Below are 17,930 nucleotides of genomic sequence, written 5' to 3' on the forward strand. Positions count from 1 at the left end.
CATGCAATACGGAATTATCATTGCCGTTTTCGTCTATGAAATAGCGGTTATCGCCGGTGTTGGCTGGTATCTCGCTCGCAAAGAAGCCGGTCACGCGCATCAGGAAGGTGATTTTGCGCTGGGGGGGCGTTCCCTGCCCGTGAGTGTTGTGGCAGTCACCATGGCACTCACGGTGTTGGGCACTGCCCATATTCTCGGCGTGTTCGAAATGGCCTGGACGCTAGGTGCATCCGCGGTCTGGTTTAGCATCGCCCATGTCATCCTGCTGGTGGTGGTTTGCGCCAGTACCGGGCTTTGGGTTCGACGTATGGGTGTCAGCACCGTTCCGGAAATTCTGGAAACGTTTTTTGGACGCAACACTCGACTGTTGGTTTCCTGCGTCATGGCTGGTGTGATCTTTGGCATTCTTACCATCGAAACCCAGGGCATTGGCATCATTATCGCTTCCATGACCGGTTGGGAGATCAGTAACGGCGCTGTCATTGGTGGTATTGTCGGGATCTTCTATGTGGTTCTTGCCGGTATCAAGGAAGTCGGATGGGTTAACCTCGTTAACGCGGTGGTCATGTATATCGGTTTAATACTGGCCACCGTCTTTTTAGCTTTTAAGTTACCCGGTGGCAGTTACGAATCGGTTGCCAACTACTACACCGATACGGGCAATGACTTTATGTTAAGTATCTACGGTACGCCCGAGATACTGCTGACATTTGGTCTGGGAACAGTGATTGCCGTGGTGTTCAGCCAGGGTATTAACCAGATGTTGTTGCAACCAACGATGGCGGCAAAAGACGAAAAGACCATCAAAAAAGCGCTCTGGATTGCCGCACCCGTGAATGGTCTGTTCGGGGTCTTTGCCGTAGTGATCGGTCTGGCGGCCAAGTCCATGCCGGAGTTCGAAGCCCTGGGGCCAAAGGTTGCGGCCACCACGATGCTGGTTAACCTGTTGCCGGGCTGGCTGGCGGCGCTATTGCTGGCGTCTTTTCTGGCGGCGATTCTGTCTACCTTTGCCATGACCAGCCTGTCGCCGGCCACGATCTTCACCATGGATATTTACAAACGGCTTTATCGGCCGGATGCTGACGAAGCGGAATGTACCCGGGTTATTCGTATCACCATCGTGGTTCTGGCAGCGATCGCCATGGCAGTGGCCGCGTATCTGCCACCGATTCTGGCGGCCATGAACTGGCTGTTTTCCTGGCTGGTACCCATTTTCTGGGTAGTGGTGTTCGGGTTTATATGGAAGCGCAGTGCCGCGGCGGCAATTCTCACGCTGATATCTGCCTGGTTGACCAATTCGGCCTGGTCTTTCACATCCTTGCCGGAAGTTCTGGGCATGGCCTCTGTCGCCAATGCCTACGTGACTCTCGGTGTCACTCTCGTGGTCGGGGTTGTTGCCAATCTGATGTTTCCGGGACAAGCCGGCTACTTTCGATCTGACGAGTACCATCAAAAGTTCAACGCAGAGCTGGCTGTCGGTGGCAACAGTTAAGGAGAAGGGCGTTATGTTCTGGGACATCTTTTTAAGCAGCGCGTTGTTGATTCTGATCATTATTGTGGTGGGGCAGGGCATTGCCCATTTTCTCTCCAAAGGAGATTGATGATGGAAGAACTGGCAGTAACCCGCCTGTGGATGGGTGGCGTAGTGGTGATGATGTTGGTATTTGCCGGCATCGCCTTTGTTGGCGTACTTCTGGAGAAGCAGGAAGAAAAGCATGACTAGTAAGAGTGAAAGTGAATCCCGTTATCTCTCAGCCAAGATCGTGGTGGTCGGCGCGGGTTTGATGGGGTGCGGAATCGCGCAAGTGTTTGCACAAAAGGGCATCTCAACGGTGATCTGTGACCCGGTTGAAGAGGCGCGAAACACTGCACTGGACAAAATCAGAGCCAACCTCGACCTGCAAGGGCTCAATCACGCCTGCCTGGAATGCATCAGAATTGCGGATGATCTTGCCAGTGAAGTAAGCAACGCTAATTTTGTTATCGAGGCGGCACCAGAAAAACTTCCGATCAAGCAAAAAATATTTGCGGAGCTGGTGGTCGCCGCGCCGTCTTCCTGCATTCTTGCCAGCAATACCTCCGTTATTCCGATTCGGGATATTGCCGCTGGTTTGAAGACGGCTGAGCGAATTATCGGCACCCACTGGTGGAATCCACCCTATTTGGTTCCCCTGGTCGAAGTAGTGCAGTCGGATCGCTCCTCGGAAACCTGTGTGTTGAATATGATGGCGCTGCTCGACTATGTCGGCAAGAAGCCTATTCATGTCAAGAAAGACGTGACCGGTTTCGTGGCCAATCGCATGCAACATGCTTTGTGGCGGGAAGCTGTCGCTCTTATTAACGATGGGGTCTGCGATCCGGTGACTATCGATGTTGCCGTCAAAAACAGTTTCGGTATGCGATTACCCGTTTTGGGTCCGATTGAAAACGCTGACTTGGTGGGTCTTGATCTGACCCAGGACATACACAGTGTTGTGCTTGAAGATCTTAATGCCGACCGGGGACCGGCACGGGTACTGATAAATAAGGTAGATGCCGGCGAGCTCGGTATGAAGACCGGTAGCGGCTTTAGAAACTGGACGCCGGAGCAGGCGGACAGCGTTCGCAAGAACTTGATCCAGTACCTGCTAAAAGTCACTGAATCTCCTTTTCCACACTCTGATAACTAAGACGAGGTTGAATATGTCACTCGACGATAAAGTACTGCTGACGGTCGCTTGTACGGGCGCCTGGCCTACTAAAGAACATACACCCTATATTCCGCTGACACCGCAGGAAGAGGCGGATGAAATTGTACGTTGCTGGGAAGCTGGAGCTTCGATTGCGCACATACATGTTCGCGACGATGAATTCAATGCGTCGATGGATTTCGATAAGTTCAAGGAAACGGTGGATCTGGTTCGCAGCCGTTGTGACATTGTGATCAACCTGACCACTTCGGGTGGATTGGGGTTGGATGATGAGATAAGGATGAAACCCTTCCAGGAGCTGCGACCGGAAATTGCGTCTTACGATTGCGGTACCATGAACTGGGCTCACAGCACAGTGTTTGAAAACAGTCCCAAGTTTCTGGAAAAGCTGGCGGTTACCATGGTGGAGTGCAAGGTTAAGCCGGAGATTGAGATCTTTGATGGTGGCATGGTTTATAACATGCTGCATTATCTGAAAAAGGGTCTGCTGCAGGAGCGACCGCATTTGCAGTTTGTGCTGGGGGCGCCTGGGGGTATGACGGCGGAGGTGAAGAATCTGATGTTCCTGTTGGATATTTGCCGTGAAAACCTGGGGCATAATTTTACCTGGGGGGCTTTGGGTATTGGCCGTGGGCATCTGCCGATCAAGTATGCGGCTCTGGCTTTGGGAGGGCATCTTCGTGTCGGTATGGAGGACAATATCTTCTATCGCAAGGGACAGCTGGCCAAGTCTAATGTGGAGTTTGTTGAGCGCAGTAAACGGATGGTGTCGGAAATCGACAAGTCCATTGCAACGCCTGAGGAAGCCAGACAGATTCTGAATCTTCAGAATTGTCCGGGTTAGTCTCTTACGGCTTCATTGACAATAGTGAATTATATTAACACTGAAAGCCGCAGACTTTTTCTGCTTGGTGCCAAAACCGGAAGTTCAGTACCGGCAGGATTTATCTACGTACGTAGCAGCGGGCTCCGACCGCGACTGGGTCGGCAATGTCTCTGTTGTGCCAGAGGACATTGAATGGTGTTCTGTTCGTGCACTAGCTGGATCGTGGTGGGCCGCTTCGAAGGGAGCCGTTTTCTTTTATAGTTCGGGAACGGTCCGCTTCGGGGTATAACCATCTGGGACACGCATGAATACATCCCTGTAGCTCTGCTTCGCCATCCATGGCGAAGACGGTCCCATATGGTTATACCCCGAATCGGCCCTTTTGATCGACAATTGGTTTCTTAATTAGACCTCTGTGCTCCCTTCGAAGCGGCCCTTAGCTTCACGTTTTTGCCTTCTTTTGCATGGTGCGGGATGCCGTAAATGTCTGCAACGGCCGCACGACGTAGGGTGGATTAGAAGCGCTTTGCGCTTCGTAATCCACCGATCCGCCGAAGGTTTAAATTGGCGGCGGCCATTTATAGAACGCCTGTTGCAGCAACATCCCAAGGTGTTAAAAACCAGGCCGCAGCTAACGAACATCGCCGGCGGAACCGTCGGATTACGCTCCGCGAAGCGAAGCTAATCCAACCTACGCGAGAGCAAAACCCTGCCGATTCGAACGGCAGCTTATGGCAACAAAAAAGCCGGTACCCATCAGAGCACCGGCCAAGCGTACTGCGACATGCAGTGAGAAGCGATCAGAACTCGTAGCTGGCGCTGAATACGTAGGAGCGGCCCAGAATGGTGCGACCGTTGCCAGCGGCGTTGCCGGTGATACGCGGGTCACCCTCGGTCAAACCTTCTTCGTCGGTTATATTGTCGCCCACCAGTTGCAGGGTAACCTGCTCGTTAACCCGCAGGATGACACCAAGGTCGACTTTTTCGTAACCGGGCAGGTCCTGGGAGTTACCGTTATCACCAAAGCGGTCGTCCACAGCGGTCAGAGTACCGTACAAAGTACCTTCCATTCCAGCCATGTGGAAGTCGTAGCTGGGAGAGATGCGGATCTGCCAGTCCGGCTGACGAGGTGCAGAGTTGCCTTCGTTTTCCGCCACGGTGTCGGTCAGTTCGGTGCTTTGCAGTGTGGCGTTGACAGATACTCGGAAGTTCTCGCCGTTGTCGTACTGCGCATCCAGTTCAACCCCGTAAGCCTCGGCACCGGATTGCTGGGTGGGTGCACCGGGGAAGGGGGTGAAGTTCAGGCCGGTAAAATCGTTGTAAAAGAAGGTGGCAAACAGACCGAAGGTGTCACCGGAAAATTTGTAACCCAGCTCGTACTGATCGATTTCCTGGACCACTTCCTGGCCTTCGCGAATCATGTCAAAGGTTGGGAAGCGGAAGCCTCGGCCAATGCGGCCGAAAATGCCGGAGTCTTCATTCAGGGTGTAGTTAACGCCCAGGGTGCCGGAGGTTTTGGAATCGCTCAGGCTTCGGTCGGTATCGATACTGCCGTCGGCGTAGCCGGGGCCGGAGTCAACACGATAATCGGTATCTGCTGTTTCACGGCGAATGCCGGCGTCAATGCGCCAGTCGTCATTGATCTGCCATTCGTCCGCAATGTAAAAGGCTTTGGTTTCGGTTTCGCCGGTCGCGTCAATTCCGTAGGCCCAGCATCCCGCCCCGGGAATATCGCTACAGCCGATGCCGGTTAACGGCTCTCCATTGGCCCTGACTTCAAACGCCACCTGATTGCCCAGTGACCAAACCTCGTCAGCGCTGTACTTGGACCAGTAGTAACCGGCGGTAATCGTGTGGTCATCCAAGGTCTTGCTGACGCTGAAGTCGTTGCTCTTGGATTCGATGTCTTTTTCCACCACCCAGAAGCCCACAGCCTGAACCCAATCGTCGCCATCCAGCGTGCGGTCTGAGAATTCCGTCGTCGCAGTCAAACCGGCGGCCAGTTCGGACATGGGTACGGCACCGCCGGAGGGCACCAATCCGTAGGTGTTGGCATCGCCGGAGGTGATGTTGAAGCGGTTGCGAACCGTCCAGCCGTTGGCAAAGTCGTGTTCGATATTGAAGCCGGTAACGCTACCGTCCCAGCCGCGGCCCTGGGAAAAGTCGTACACAATCTGGTCACCATTAGCGTTTACGGTTACGGCGCGCTTTTTGGTGGTATTGCCGACATAGGTGAAGGTACCGGCGTCTACCCCCGGAGCTTCCAGCGGCACGGGCAAATACCAGGTGCCGTGGTCGTCGGTGTTGCGATGATAGAAGTTGGCTTTACCGGAACCCCATTCTTTGGTCAGGTTGATAGTGAGCTGGTGGCCTTCTTCGGAATCGAATTCCGCGTCGCGAATACCGGGAGAGCGAGTCACATAGCCGCCCACCATATAGTAAAACTCGGGGGCGATCTTGCCGCTGATCATCCCGTCGACACGCTGCAGGTCGTAGTCCGAGGTGCTGTACTTGAGAATGCCCTCGGTTTCTTCACCGCCCTGCTTGAGACGGAAGTTGGTGGTCAGCCCCGGCTGGCCGTTGGAGAACACGGGGTTGGGGCCACCGCGCAGCGCTTCCATGCCATCGATGGTCTCATCAATGCGGAACAGGGTTGAGTTTTCCAGGAACGAGAGGGTAGAGGGGGGATAGATGGGCGCACCTTCCACCTGCACGGTGACAAAGTCTGCATCACCGGTGCTGGGGAATCCACGCACGAAAATATTGGCGCCGCTGACGCCACCGGAGCTTTCGACCCAAACACCGGGAATGGTCTTAAACAGATCCGCGGTGCTCTTTGGGGAAAACTGTTTGATGGCTTCTTCGTCAACGGTAGTGATAGCGAAGCTGGCGTCGAGTTTACGTACGCCGGCCCCACCCGGAGTGCCGGTGACTACAACCTCTTCCAGGTCCAGCAGTTTGATTTCGCCGACCTCTTTCTTGGACTCCTCGGCGCCGGCAGTCATGGCGCCAAGCAGCATTGGCAGGGCCAGCCAGCGGCCAATAGATTTGCCGCCCAGGCGGGCGTGGGTCGAAACGGCGGATGCCAGTGCATTTTTCTTCATCGTTATCTCCCTCTCAGGGTTTATTGTAGTAATTACTCAGGCTGCCAGCGATAGCTGGAAATACCTTTGCATTGGAAACTCTTCTAAATCGTTATAAACATCGTCGGCGTCATTCAATTCACGGGGACAGCCGACGCCAATGGCTGCCATTCCGGCCCGTTTGATGGCTTCGACGCCGGCAATGGCGTCTTCAAAGGCGAGGCAATGCTCGGCGGTGACACCCAAACCCCTGGCAGCAGTCAGGAATATTTCCGGATGGGGTTTGGGGTTGGCGATCAGATTGGCATCGGCGATATAATCGAACAGTGCGCTTATGCCCAAACCGCTTAAAACCACTTTCGCATTCTTGCTGGCGGAGGCCAGGCCGACGGGAATACCCGCCGCCACCAGACTGGCCAGAAGCGTGCGCACACCGGGTAATAAATCGTCGCTGGTCAGCTGGCGGATCTCTTGCAGGTAGTACTCGTTTTTGCGGGTTGCAAATTCCATTTTCTGTTCGTCGTTGAACTCATGGACGCGGGCCCCCAGCACTAGGTTCAATGAGGCCATGCGATCAATGCCTTTCAGCTGTTCTTCCAGGCTGTCTTCAATATCCATTTCCAACTCGTTGGCCAGTTGTTTCCAGGCTTGAAAGTGCAGATGAGCGGTATCGGCAATCACTCCGTCGAGGTCAAAAATGGCAGCTTGGTAATCACAGCGCATGGGCGGCTCCTGTCGTTTGGGGGGTAAGCGGTACCAGGTCAAATTGTTGTTGAGGGTTGAGGGTGTTCAGGGTGATGTTGTTTCCCGCGTGTTTAAACTGCAGAGAGTCCCCCTCCAGCAATCGGTACTGAACATTGGCAGCATCCACTTTTATCTCAACACGGCTGCCTCCGTAGAGCAGCGAGAAACGATAACCGTCGAGGTCCTGTGGGAGTCGGGGATGAAAGCTCAAGCCCTCACTGAGGACGCGCATGCCGGCGAAACCATTGACGACGGACATCCAGGCTCCCCCCATGCAGGCGGTGTGGACTCCGTACTCGGTGTTGTGATGATGGTTGTCCAGATCCATGCGCATTACATCGCGCATATAGTCCATGGCTTTGTCCGCGTATCCCAGTTCGCAGGCAAGAATACCGTGCATACAGGCGGAAAGCGTGGAGTCGTGGGTGGTGATCGACTCGTAGTAATCAAAATCCCGGCGCTTTTGTTCGATACTGAATTGCTCCGACAGAAGGAACAAGGCCAGAACCACGTCAGCCTGTTTGCAAACCTGATGACGATAAATGACCAGTGGATGGTAATGCAGTAACAGGGGATAGTTTTCTTTCGGCGTGTTGGCAAAGTCCCAGACTTTCTTATCGAAGAAAGCATCATCCTGGGCATGAACGCCGGTTTTAGCATCCTCTGGCAACCTCATTTTCTCCGCCGCCAGTGCCCACTGTTGAATTTCCTCGGTCTGAAGTTGTAGCTGTAAACGCAACTGTTCGTATCGCTCCGGATACTCCTGCTGTAGCCATTGGCACAGTTCAACCGCATATTGAAGGTGGTTCTGTGCCATGCAATTGGTAAAGAAGTTGTTATTGACCACCGCCGTGTATTCGTCGGGGCCGGTAACGCCATCAATACAGAATTCGCCATCACGACGGGCATTGAAGTGACCAAGTTCCATCCAGATACGAACAGATTCCAGTACAATCTCAGCGCCTTGCTGCAGCATAAACTCGTCGTCTCCGGTGACCTGGTGATAACGTTTCACCGCGTAGGCGATGTCGGCATTGATATGAAACTGCGCTGTTCCGGCGGGGTAGTAAGCGGAGCATTCTTCACCGGCGATGGTGCGCCAGGGAAACAGCGCTCCCTTGCTGATCGCCATCTGCCGAGCGCGTTGACGCGCGGCATCGAGAATACTGTGGCGATAACTTAAAAGGTTACGAGCCAGCTCCGGTTGGGAGTGCAGGAAGAAGGGCAGGATATAAATCTCGGTATCCCAAAAATAATGTCCATCGTAGCCGTCTCCGCTGAGGCCCTTGGCTGCAATATTGGTTTTGCCGTCGCGGCCGACCGACTGGAGAAGGTGAAACTGGCTAAAGCGCATGCCCTGTTGCATGTCCGGATTACCATCAAGCTGAACATCGGCGTTATGCCAGAATTCGCTTAATGGGGCTTGGTGGCGACGGGCCTGTTCGGAGTAGTTCAATCCTTGCTGCTTTTGAAGACAATCCACTACAGACTGCTCCAGTTCCGAAGCAGATCTTTCCCTTGAAGCGACGTAAACCAAGGTTTTTGTCAAGGAAACGCGATCACCTGATGAAACTTGAAACATAAAGTGACGATAGAGATTGTCGTCCTGACGTTCGTTTTTTGCGTTCCAGTCACACTGGGTCTTGACCTGATGTTGAGCCTTTGCCACTACGGTGAAACCGCTGGTCTGTATTTGTTGGCAAAGTGACAGCAAGCCTTCTTCGGTGGTTGCCGTCAGCGTCTGGTAATCACTTGAGTCGACGGCATTGGCCGCTCGGGGGTCGTGAATTTCGTCGCTTTCGTGTTCGATAGATTGAGGATTGCGGCGGCGTGCACAGAGTCCTGATGTCACTTCTATTGTGCCGTCGAAATCAAGTGCGGTGATCTCGCACTCAAGCATCGCCAGGTTGCTTTGATGCTGGCAAACCATACGGCGGAAGCACAATTCAATGGTTTCGCCATTGGGCGAGCGCCATTGAATCTCTCGCACCAGTTGCCCGGTTGCCATGGACAACTGCCGGCGATACCCGAGAACCTCACCCTGGTCGAGCGAGAATTCAGAACCGTTAACGCGAATCGTCATCAGGCGCCCGTTGGCAACGGAGGCAAGACTCTGATTTTTTTCAGCATAGCCAAAGGCTTTTTCACCATAAGTAATGGCGGCGGCGGTAAAAACACCATTGAGAAAGGTGCCTTGGGCGAGGTGATTACAACGGCATTCCTCAAAATCGCCGCGAATGCCGATATAACCGTTACCCAGTGCAAACAGCGTCGCGTTCAGTTCGCTGTTGTCTGAGCGATAAGGGGTTTCGGTAATAGCCCACTCATTGTCGGCTGTATTCAAATAAGGGGTATGAGTCATAAGTCAAAGGGCAACCGTTGTTTGAAACATCGTCTTTTGCAGATTCGACCGCGATTTCAGAAAGTATTGCAATCGATTGCATTGAGGTTAATTTAGCATTGGTTTTTGGATCATGCAATCGATTGCAAAAAAATAATGCAATGCTATGATGAAAGACATCCGGATATCAGTGAAATGCGGTTAGATGAGGAGTGTCAGCCTTATCCTATTGAAAAATAAGGATTATTTTTTGGTAGATAAGGCGCCGGAAACCTGACACATATTGTTGTTTACTGGCGAAGGGCACACATGGAAATGCTTGCATTCCTGGTTATAACAAAACGATATTAATTTTGGTTTAACATGAGACCTGTCTATGACTGATCGACGTATTTTGTTCTCCCTGCTGTTAACCTATTTTGTATTCGCCATATTGTTGAACAGTGTGGGTACCGTCATTCTGCAAGTGATTGGCAATTATGAAGTGAGCAAGCAGAGTGCGAGTGTGCTGGAGGGATTCAAAGATCTGCCGATCGCCGTGGTGTCGTTTGTTGTAGCGTCTTTTTTACCGCGACTGGGGTTCCGAAATGCGATGATGGTGGGGCTGTTTATTGTCACGATCGCCTGTCTGTCCATGCCATTGTTTCCGTCATTTCTGACGACTAAATTGTTATTCATGTGTGCGGGCATTTCTTTCGCTTTGGTAAAAGTGTCGGTTTATTCCTCGGTGGGTTTATTGTCCCGTTCCAGCCAACATCACGCCAGCATTCTCAATACGGTGGAAGGTACTTTTATGGTGGGTGTGTTGGCCGGTTACTGGTTGTTCAGCGCATTTATTGATTCAGCAGATCCATCTTCACAGAGCTGGTTGCAGGTGTATTGGTGGCTCGCGGGGCTGTGTGTGGTGAATATCGGGTTGTTACTGAGTACGCCCTTTGACGAATCGGAAGCCCGTTCACGTGATCAGGATTCGGGGCGAGCCAGGGGATTGCGTCAGGACTTTGTCGATATGCTGAAGCTGACGGCCAAACCCATGGTGTGCATTTTTGTCTTGAGTGCCTTCCTGTATGTATTGATTGAGCAAGGCATAGGTACCTGGCTGCCGACCTTTAATAACGAAATACTGAAGCTGCCCGCCGCCATGAGTGTGCAGGCCACCAGTATTTTTGCCGCTTGCCTGGCAATCGGACGCCTAAGCGCGGGTGTGGTTATGCGCCGCTTTGACTGGTATCCGGTATTGAACGTGTGCATTCTTGCCATGGGGGCATTGATCATTCTCACTCTGCCATTAACCCGGGGCATTGAGGCAGCGGCCAATATTGGCTGGTTTAACGCGCCGCTCGCTGCTTATGTCTTTCCTTTGATCGGTTTGTTTATGGCGCCGATCTATCCCGCCATCAACTCTGTCATGCTGAGCTCTCTGCCCAAGTATCAACATTCCGCTATGACTGGCCTTATCGTGATCTTTTCGTCACTGGGTGGCACCACCGGTTCTATCATTACAGGCGTCGTATTTGGACGTTTCGACGGGCAGACGGCTTTTTATCTGTCGCTGTTGCCGCTAAGCATCATCCTGGTCGCCTTGTACTTTTTCCGCCGCCAGGTCCTTCGGCTTGGCGGGGGGGAAGAGCCTTCAGCTCTAATGACCTAGCCATCAACGGTGATGATTCAGCCTTCTACAGCGGCGATATAAGGCTCGGGTTTTACAAGCCTCGGGCTTTTACCTAAGATGTGGGCAATTGCCGATCTGAGTTGTAAACACCTATGCCCAAAGATTCCCCTTCCGCCGTTTCCATGTCCGATATTGCCCGGCAGGCGGGGGTATCGGAGTCGACGGTTTCCAGGGCGTTAAACAACAGTAGCCTCATCAGTCAAAAGACTCGCGATCGCATTCAGGGGATCGCACGCGATCTGAATTACAAGATCAACGAAAGTGCGCGTAATCTGCGTCTGCAGCAAAGCCGAACCATCTCGGTGGTGATCAATTCGGAGTTAGAGGGCGGTCAATCGTTCTCCGATCCGTTTATGATGGATATGATTGGTGCGATAGCCGACGAGCTTAGTCGCCATCAGTACGATCTGTTGTTTTCCAGCCGTATTATTGCCAGTCAGGATTGGCATGCCTACCTGCTTGACGCCCGCCGTGCGGATGGCGTGATTGTGATTGGTCAGGGCAAAGATGATCAGCCGCTGCGTGACCTGCAGTTGCGGGGTGATCCGGTGGTGGTTTGGGGGTGTGCCAGGCCAGGTGCAGAGTATTGCACAGTCGGCAGTGACAATATTCTGGGTGGCCGGTTGGCGACGGAACATCTGATTGAGCTGGGGCGACAGCGCATTGTATTTCTGGGCGATATCGAACACGCGGAAATCGAAGATCGTTTTCAAGGCTATCTGCAAGCGTTGCAGGGGGCCCATATGGAAACCACGGAGCGGCACATCAAAGCGGCCTTTTCCATCCCTTCGGGTTATGCCCTTGTCAGAGAGCTTATCGAGCATGAGATTGATTTCGACGCGGTGTTTGCTGCGTCAGACAACATTGCCATGGGGGCGATTCAGGCGCTTCAAGAGCATGGTCGGCAGGTTCCTGTGGATGTGTCCGTGGTGGGGTTCGACGATGTGCCCGTGGCGGGGTTCTTTAATCCGCCCCTGACCACCATTCGCCAACCCATACATGCCGGCGGCGAACTGATGGTGTCCAAAATGATGGCGCGGCTGAAAGGCGAATTGGTGGAGTCAGAAGTGTTGGAGCCACAGTTGGTTGTGCGAGCCTCCTGCGGAGCCGACCCCGACTATACTCCGCTGCAGGGACTTAATCCCTCCTGACATCTACTGACAGAATCTGTCAGGATGCCTTGGTCATAATCCAGTCGACACTTTAGCGATCCAGGAAGATCCGCCCATATGCCTGAAGCCCTCAAAAACAGCTACAACATCGACTATGTTTCTAACCTCGCGAAGGTGGTTGGCCAGCACCGTAAGCGTTTCCCCGCCAAGCGATTTATCGAGTCCGTTATTGATTCTGATTGGGAGGAGCGTGAGCTCAAGCAGCGAATGTCTCATATTCGCGTTTGTCTGCACGAGGCGCTGAAATTACCCTTTGACCAGGCGCTGAATGTTCTGATTCCAGCGGCCGAACATTTTGGCGGTTACGAAGCCATGTTTTTTCCGGAGTATGTAGAAGCCTATGGATTAGACCATTGGGATCGTTCCATGCAGGCATTGGAAACCCTGACTCAATATTCCAGTAGCGAGTTTGCTGTGAGGCCTTTTATACTCAGAGACAGCGAGCGCATGATGAAACAAATGGTGACTTGGTCACGGCATGACAATCCCCATGTCCGACGGCTGGCCAGCGAAGGTTGCCGGCCGCGCTTGCCGTGGGCACAGGCCTTGCCAGTGTTCAAAAAACAACCTGAGCCCATTTTGCCGATACTGGACAATCTAAAAGCCGACGACTCGCTGTATGTGCGGCGCAGTGTGGCAAACAACCTCAATGATATTTCCAAGGACAATCCTCAAGTCACACTGAAGTGGGCAAAGGCCAATATTGGTAAACACTCTGATACGGACTGGATCATAAAGCACGCATCCCGAACTCTGCTTAAGCAGGGGCATCCTAAGGCGCTGGGTCTGTTTGGCTATCGTGCGGCCGATCATGTGAAGATTGCAGGGCTTTCTATAGAGAACCCCAACCCGAAAATCGGCGATACCATGGCGTTTTCTTTTGAGGTGTCCGGCAAGCGTGGCAGAGCACCACTAGGCAAATTGAGGGTGGAATACGCGATTGATTACCTCAAAGCCAACGGCAGCCATTCCCGCAAGGTGTTCAAGGTTGCGGAAGGGGACTATCGGGACCCAAACCTGAGTTTCCAACGGCAGCAGAGTTTCCGTCAGATGAGTACCCGCAAACACTATGCCGGCGAGCATCGTCTGGCCATTATTGTCAATGGCGTCGAGCGGGCGCTAGCCACATTTGACCTTAAACGGTGATTTTTCCGCTTTTTACATCTAAGTCTCTGAAAGGCATGGCCAAAAGGTTTGCTGATGAGAGATTGTGAACAGCTTTAAATGTTGATTTAAGCGACAGGTTGCCCTAAGATCCAGGCATAAGGTCAATAACACAAGCTATAACATTAGAAGCGACCCTAGATAAGGAGATTGCCTTCAATGGCAGAAGACGGTAAAAGCTCACTAAGAAGTGTGTCTTCCAACCCGTCCGGAAGAAGCGGCTCAGAGATGCGTCGTCACCGCCGGGTTGCAACCGCATTCCAGGCTCAGGCCTCGACCAAAGATGGCAGTCAAGTCATCGGTACCATCCGGGATATTTCATTCAGCGGCTTGCGCCTCGAAGGGGATCGCGCGCTGTTAAATGCCCTGATGCCCAATATCGAACGCCATAATCAGCATATTCCCGCCCCCATCACCATAGAGTTCGATCTGCCGGACAGGCAGGAAAAGGCGAGGGCCAGAGTGGTCAGCGGCGCTGCTTACACACGTCGCAGTGACAATGATACCTACCAGATAGGAATGCAGCTGATTGACGTGGAGGACGGAGCTGAGGCCCTGACGGGCTTTCTGGTCTCTCAGGGTGCTGCCCCCAGCGGTTCAGGGGCCTGGCTAAATTAAGCAGTACGGCTCTTTTTTAAATATTATGGTGGAGCCAGGTCCGCTTGCGAAAGCGCAGGCTGATCATGATGGCCTTGACCAACAGATCCACCACGAATACGCCGAAAATCCATTGCACCGGCAGATGGAATTCGGTCACGAGGGCCGCGAGCGGCAGGCGCACACCGAGAATGGTAATCAGGCCCGCTATCAGCGGATAGCCCGTATAACCGGCACCACGCATCGCCCCGCCGAAGACAAAATCCACTGCCAGCATAGGCTGCATCAGCGCAACGACGATGACAAACTGTGCCGTGAGCGCTGCAACTTCAGGGTCGTCCACCATCAGGTGAGCCAGCTCTTCAGCAAACGTGCCCGCCAATATCCCTGAGATCACCATGGTTGTCAGTGCCAATCGCAAGGCCTGGTAGACGCTGTCCAGAGCGGCCTGGTGATCACCGGCTCCCAGGCATTGCCCAACCAGAGCCGAGGCGGCAATTGAGAACCCCAATCCGATCACCATGGTGACCGCAAACAGGTTCATGCCCACGCCGTAAGCGGCAAAGGCAGGAGTGCCGTAGGCGGCCACAAACCCCACGAACAGGAGCATGGCACCCTGCATCACTACTTGTTCCATGGTGGCAGGCAGGCAAATGGTCAGGAAGCGATTGAGGCTGATACGTTGAACCGTCTCGGCGCACCCCGCCAGATCCGGCAGTTCGTCGATTCGGGCAGGTTTTGGTTCAGGGATACTGAAAGGCAAGGGCAGCCGCCCGGAAAGCCAAAGTCCCAGGTAAGCCAACGCCGCAAACGCAAACGATAGGCCCCATCCAATAGCGGCGCCATTGACCCCCATTGCGGGCATGCCCAACTCACCATAGGCAAAAACATAAGCGCCCGCGATGCTGATACCATTGGCCAGGATCCCGACAAACATGGGGGTCTTGGCGTCTCCGATTGCACGGAACGCCGTGCTGAGGATCATCACAATGCCTTGGGCCGGACCAAACAGACACAGCAGGCGAATATAGTCTACCGCCAGAGGGTAGCTCTCGTCATCCAGCTGGAAGAAGTGGGCGAGTGGTTGAGCCAGCGAAATGGCGCTGATGGAGACCAGAATGCAGACTCCCAGGCCCACTTTTAGCGATAATCGCGTGGCCTCGGTGGCTCTGCGTTTGTCTCCGCTGCCCCAGGCACGGGATACCATAGCGGTGGTGGCGGAACCCATACCCATCAGTAGCGCCACCATGACAAAATTGATCCGTTGCCCGGCGGTAACAGCGGCCACCGCCGGCGTGCCCAGGCTGGATACAATTTTAATGATCACAACACCGGCCAGGGTTGCCATCAAAAACAGGGTGATGGAAGGCGCGGCAATGGACCAGACGCTGGGACGGGCGAACTCGTCTGTGGTTGGAGACATCCGGAGACTCTACTTCAAATTGAATGGCCCATGCTGGAGATACACCGGGCCCTGACAGTAACCGCGAACTGCGGCCGCGCGCATTGTAGCAGATTGAACCCTTTTGGCCTATGCGGACAGATGTCTTAGTCAATGCGGACGATGCTGATTGTTGCTATCGCCCATACTGTATTGAGCAATACCATCAATTCAGGGGAAGCTAATGACAAACACATTTGCCATGACGGGGGGCGCCACCGGTATCGGTGCGGCGGTAAAAGAGAAGCTCCGTGCTGAAGGCCACCGGGTGATAGTGATTGATCTCAAGGACGCGGACGTAGTGGCGGATCTCTCCAAACCCCAGGCGCGTGGGAAAGCGCTCGAACAGGTCGCCGACTTGGCTCCGGAGGGCCTTGATGGTTTTATTGCCTGTGCTGGGTTAGGCCCCCACGTTCAGCCGGCATCGCTGATAGATCGGGTGAATTTCTTTGGCGCTGTTGCGACCATCGAAGCGGCGATGGATCTGCTCAAGAAGAAAAACGGTGTCGTGGTGGCGGTAGGCTCAAATTCATCCGTGTTGCCGGGGCTGGATCAAAACCATGTGCAGGCGCTGTTGGATGGCGATGAAGAAAGAGCCTGCGAACTTGTCGATACGCTGGATGGCCAGAACGCTTATGGTGGCTCAAAAAATGCGCTTACCCGATGGGTCAGACAGCAGGCTCCGGCTCTCATGAAACAGGGCGTTCGCATGAATGCGGTTGCTCCCGGTATGACAACGACGCCGTTGACCGACAGGGTGTTTGAGGACGAGACCTATGGTCAGGCTATGCGGGATTTCAGCCAGATGATTCCCTGCGGAGAAATTGCTTCACCGGATATGATTGCCGATGCCATCTTATTTTTATTGTCGCCGGCATCGCGCTATGTCTGTGGCTCGGTACTGTTTGTCGACGGTGGTCAGGACGCATTGATACGGCCGGATTGCTATTGATTTATTCCTCATCTGACTACGGTCCAGCCTGGCTGGTGTGTGCCATAACCGGTCTTTCGTAGTTCGCAGTTTGTGCACTAGAGGGATCGAAGCGGCCCTTACCTTCACGTTTTTGCCTTCTTTTGCAAGGTGCGGGATGCCGCAGATGCCTGCAACGGCCGCACGAATGTAGGTCGGATTAGAAGCGCTTCGCGCTTCGTAATCCGACGTTCCGCCGAAGGTTTAAATTGGCGGCGGCCGTGTATAAAACACCTCTCGCAGCAACATCCCAAGGTGCTAAAAACCGGGCCGCAGCCAACGAACATCGCCGGCGGAACCGTCGGATTACGCTCCGCGAAGCGGAGCTAATCCAACCTACGCGAGAGCAAAACCCTGCCGATTCGAACGGCAGCTTATGGCACTCAGCGGACTGTCAATCCCTGGTCAAGCTCCATTGAGCTAACATGAAAAATCGAGTCCAAATTTATACGCGTTAAGACATCAATCGTTTTTGGTTTGATACTTTGGTTTCACGGAATCAATCTCAATCCGGGCACGATCCGGCTCCACCTCGGTCAAAGGCTCTACACGGGTCATGGTTGCAAGGCTTCGGCGAGCCAATTCCTGATACTCTTCAGTTCCCTTGGTCTTCCAGCCAATCTCCTGATCACTTACCTGGCGAATCACCTTCGCCGGGCTGCCCACCACCATGGACCGCTCCGGACACTCGAACTTTGCCTTCACAAAGGCACAGGCGGCGACGATGCATTCGGGGCCAATCTCTGCCCCGTCCATGACCACCGCATTCATGCCCACCAATGAATTACGGCCGATATGGCACCCATGCAACACGGCTCCGTGTCCGATGTGGCCATACTCCTCAACCACCGTGTCGGTGCCTGGAAAACCGTGCATGACGCAGGTGTCCTGTAGGTTGGCGCCGGCCTTCAAGATCAGTCGCCCAAAATCCCCCCGCAGAGCCGCATTGGGTCCCACGTAACAGTTCGGACCCACAATCACATCTCCGATCAACACCGCCGTGGGGTGAACATAGGCGCTTGGATCCACAACCGGGGTGATCCCATCGATACTGTATACCTGCATGTTTACTTCCTCTTGTGTCTCTAAGCTTATGAAATCCAAAGCAAATTAGTCGAATAAACTGCCATTGTCCATGTCCATTTGGATCAGTAGGCGTGTTGCTTTCCTACAAAGTGATACATAAATAATAACAATAAGTGACTAAATGTGTCTCTTTTGTGGTAGACT

14 protein-coding genes are annotated in these 17,930 nt (G+C 53.5%); 9 read left to right on the forward strand and 5 right to left on the reverse strand.

From position 1 onward, the window contains the following. Nucleotide 1 precedes the first annotated feature (1 nt). The 4 genes from HBA55_RS14890 (at nt 2) to HBA55_RS14900 (ending at nt 3,534) form a co-directional block, all read left to right on the forward strand. Nucleotides 2-1,492: a sodium:solute symporter family protein gene (locus HBA55_RS14890; protein ID WP_166992873.1), complete on the forward strand. Its 1,491-nt coding sequence runs from the start codon at nt 2-4 to the stop codon at nt 1,490-1,492. Between the two features lie 108 nt (nt 1,493-1,600). After that, on the forward strand, nt 1,601-1,723 hold the full coding sequence (locus HBA55_RS37845) for a hypothetical protein (protein ID WP_277345608.1): 123 nt from the start codon (nt 1,601-1,603) through the stop codon (nt 1,721-1,723). Continuing rightward, on the forward strand, nt 1,716-2,669 hold the full coding sequence (locus HBA55_RS14895; protein ID WP_166992876.1) for a 3-hydroxyacyl-CoA dehydrogenase family protein: 954 nt from the start codon (nt 1,716-1,718) through the stop codon (nt 2,667-2,669). The genes HBA55_RS37845 and HBA55_RS14895 overlap by 8 nt, the downstream gene beginning before the upstream one ends. 13 nt (nt 2,670-2,682) lie before the next feature. Then, the gene (locus HBA55_RS14900; RefSeq protein ID WP_166992879.1) at nt 2,683-3,534 is read left to right on the forward strand and encodes a beta-keto acid cleavage family enzyme; all 852 of its coding nucleotides are present in this window, start codon (nt 2,683-2,685) and stop codon (nt 3,532-3,534) included. A 782-nt stretch (nt 3,535-4,316) separates the two neighbouring features. Here the strand turns inward: HBA55_RS14900 and HBA55_RS14905 are convergent. Genes HBA55_RS14905 through HBA55_RS14915 form a run of 3 tightly spaced genes read right to left on the reverse strand, consistent with a single transcriptional unit; the run spans nt 4,317 to nt 9,705 of the window. Continuing rightward, nucleotides 4,317-6,620, reverse strand: a complete 2,304-nt coding sequence (locus HBA55_RS14905) for a TonB-dependent receptor (RefSeq protein ID WP_166992882.1) — start codon at nt 6,618-6,620, stop codon at nt 4,317-4,319. 36 nt (nt 6,621-6,656) lie between these two features. Next, a complete protein-coding gene (gene pgmB, locus HBA55_RS14910) occupies nt 6,657-7,322 on the reverse strand; it encodes a beta-phosphoglucomutase (RefSeq protein WP_166992885.1) in 666 nt (221 codons plus the stop codon). Further along, nucleotides 7,312-9,705: a glycoside hydrolase family 65 protein gene (locus tag HBA55_RS14915; RefSeq protein ID WP_166992888.1), complete on the reverse strand. Its 2,394-nt coding sequence runs from the start codon at nt 9,703-9,705 to the stop codon at nt 7,312-7,314. The genes pgmB and HBA55_RS14915 overlap by 11 nt, the downstream gene beginning before the upstream one ends. Nucleotides 9,706-10,060: 355 nt before the next feature. On the opposite strand from HBA55_RS14915, the gene HBA55_RS14920 reads away from it, so the two are divergent. The 4 genes from HBA55_RS14920 to HBA55_RS14935 all read left to right on the forward strand — a co-directional run bounded on the left by HBA55_RS14920 (nt 10,061) and on the right by HBA55_RS14935 (nt 14,310). Beyond that, on the forward strand, nt 10,061-11,335 hold the full coding sequence (locus HBA55_RS14920) for an MFS transporter (protein ID WP_166992891.1): 1,275 nt from the start codon (nt 10,061-10,063) through the stop codon (nt 11,333-11,335). 113 nt (nt 11,336-11,448) lie between these two features. Then, nucleotides 11,449-12,507 (forward strand): LacI family DNA-binding transcriptional regulator, encoded by a 1,059-nt coding sequence (locus HBA55_RS14925; RefSeq protein WP_166992894.1) that lies wholly within the window; start codon nt 11,449-11,451, stop codon nt 12,505-12,507. 78 nt (nt 12,508-12,585) lie between these two features. Then, nucleotides 12,586-13,674, forward strand: coding sequence for a DNA alkylation repair protein (locus tag HBA55_RS14930; protein WP_166992897.1), 1,089 nt, complete (start codon nt 12,586-12,588; stop codon nt 13,672-13,674). Between the two features lie 177 nt (nt 13,675-13,851). After that, nucleotides 13,852-14,310: a PilZ domain-containing protein gene (locus HBA55_RS14935; RefSeq protein WP_166992900.1), complete on the forward strand. Its 459-nt coding sequence runs from the start codon at nt 13,852-13,854 to the stop codon at nt 14,308-14,310. 16 nt (nt 14,311-14,326) lie between these two features. Here HBA55_RS14935 and HBA55_RS14940 read toward each other — a convergent pair whose 3' ends face one another. Further along, nucleotides 14,327-15,712, reverse strand: coding sequence for an MATE family efflux transporter (locus tag HBA55_RS14940; RefSeq protein WP_166992903.1), 1,386 nt, complete (start codon nt 15,710-15,712; stop codon nt 14,327-14,329). 202 nt (nt 15,713-15,914) lie between these two features. Between HBA55_RS14940 and HBA55_RS14945 the strand changes: the two genes are divergently transcribed. After that, on the forward strand, nt 15,915-16,682 hold the full coding sequence (locus HBA55_RS14945; protein WP_166992906.1) for an SDR family oxidoreductase: 768 nt from the start codon (nt 15,915-15,917) through the stop codon (nt 16,680-16,682). Nucleotides 16,683-17,162: 480 nt separating this feature from the next. Here the strand turns inward: HBA55_RS14945 and paaY are convergent, their stop codons facing one another. Continuing rightward, nucleotides 17,163-17,765 carry a phenylacetic acid degradation protein PaaY gene (gene paaY / locus HBA55_RS14950; protein WP_166992909.1) on the reverse strand — a complete coding sequence of 201 codons (603 nt, stop codon included), beginning with the start codon at nt 17,763-17,765 and terminating at the stop codon, nt 17,163-17,165. Nucleotides 17,766-17,930: the final 165 nt, after the last annotated feature.

Origin of the sequence: Pseudomaricurvus alkylphenolicus (assembly GCF_011683955.1) — a bacterium.
Classification (GTDB): domain Bacteria; phylum Pseudomonadota; class Gammaproteobacteria; order Pseudomonadales; family Cellvibrionaceae; genus Pseudomaricurvus; species Pseudomaricurvus alkylphenolicus.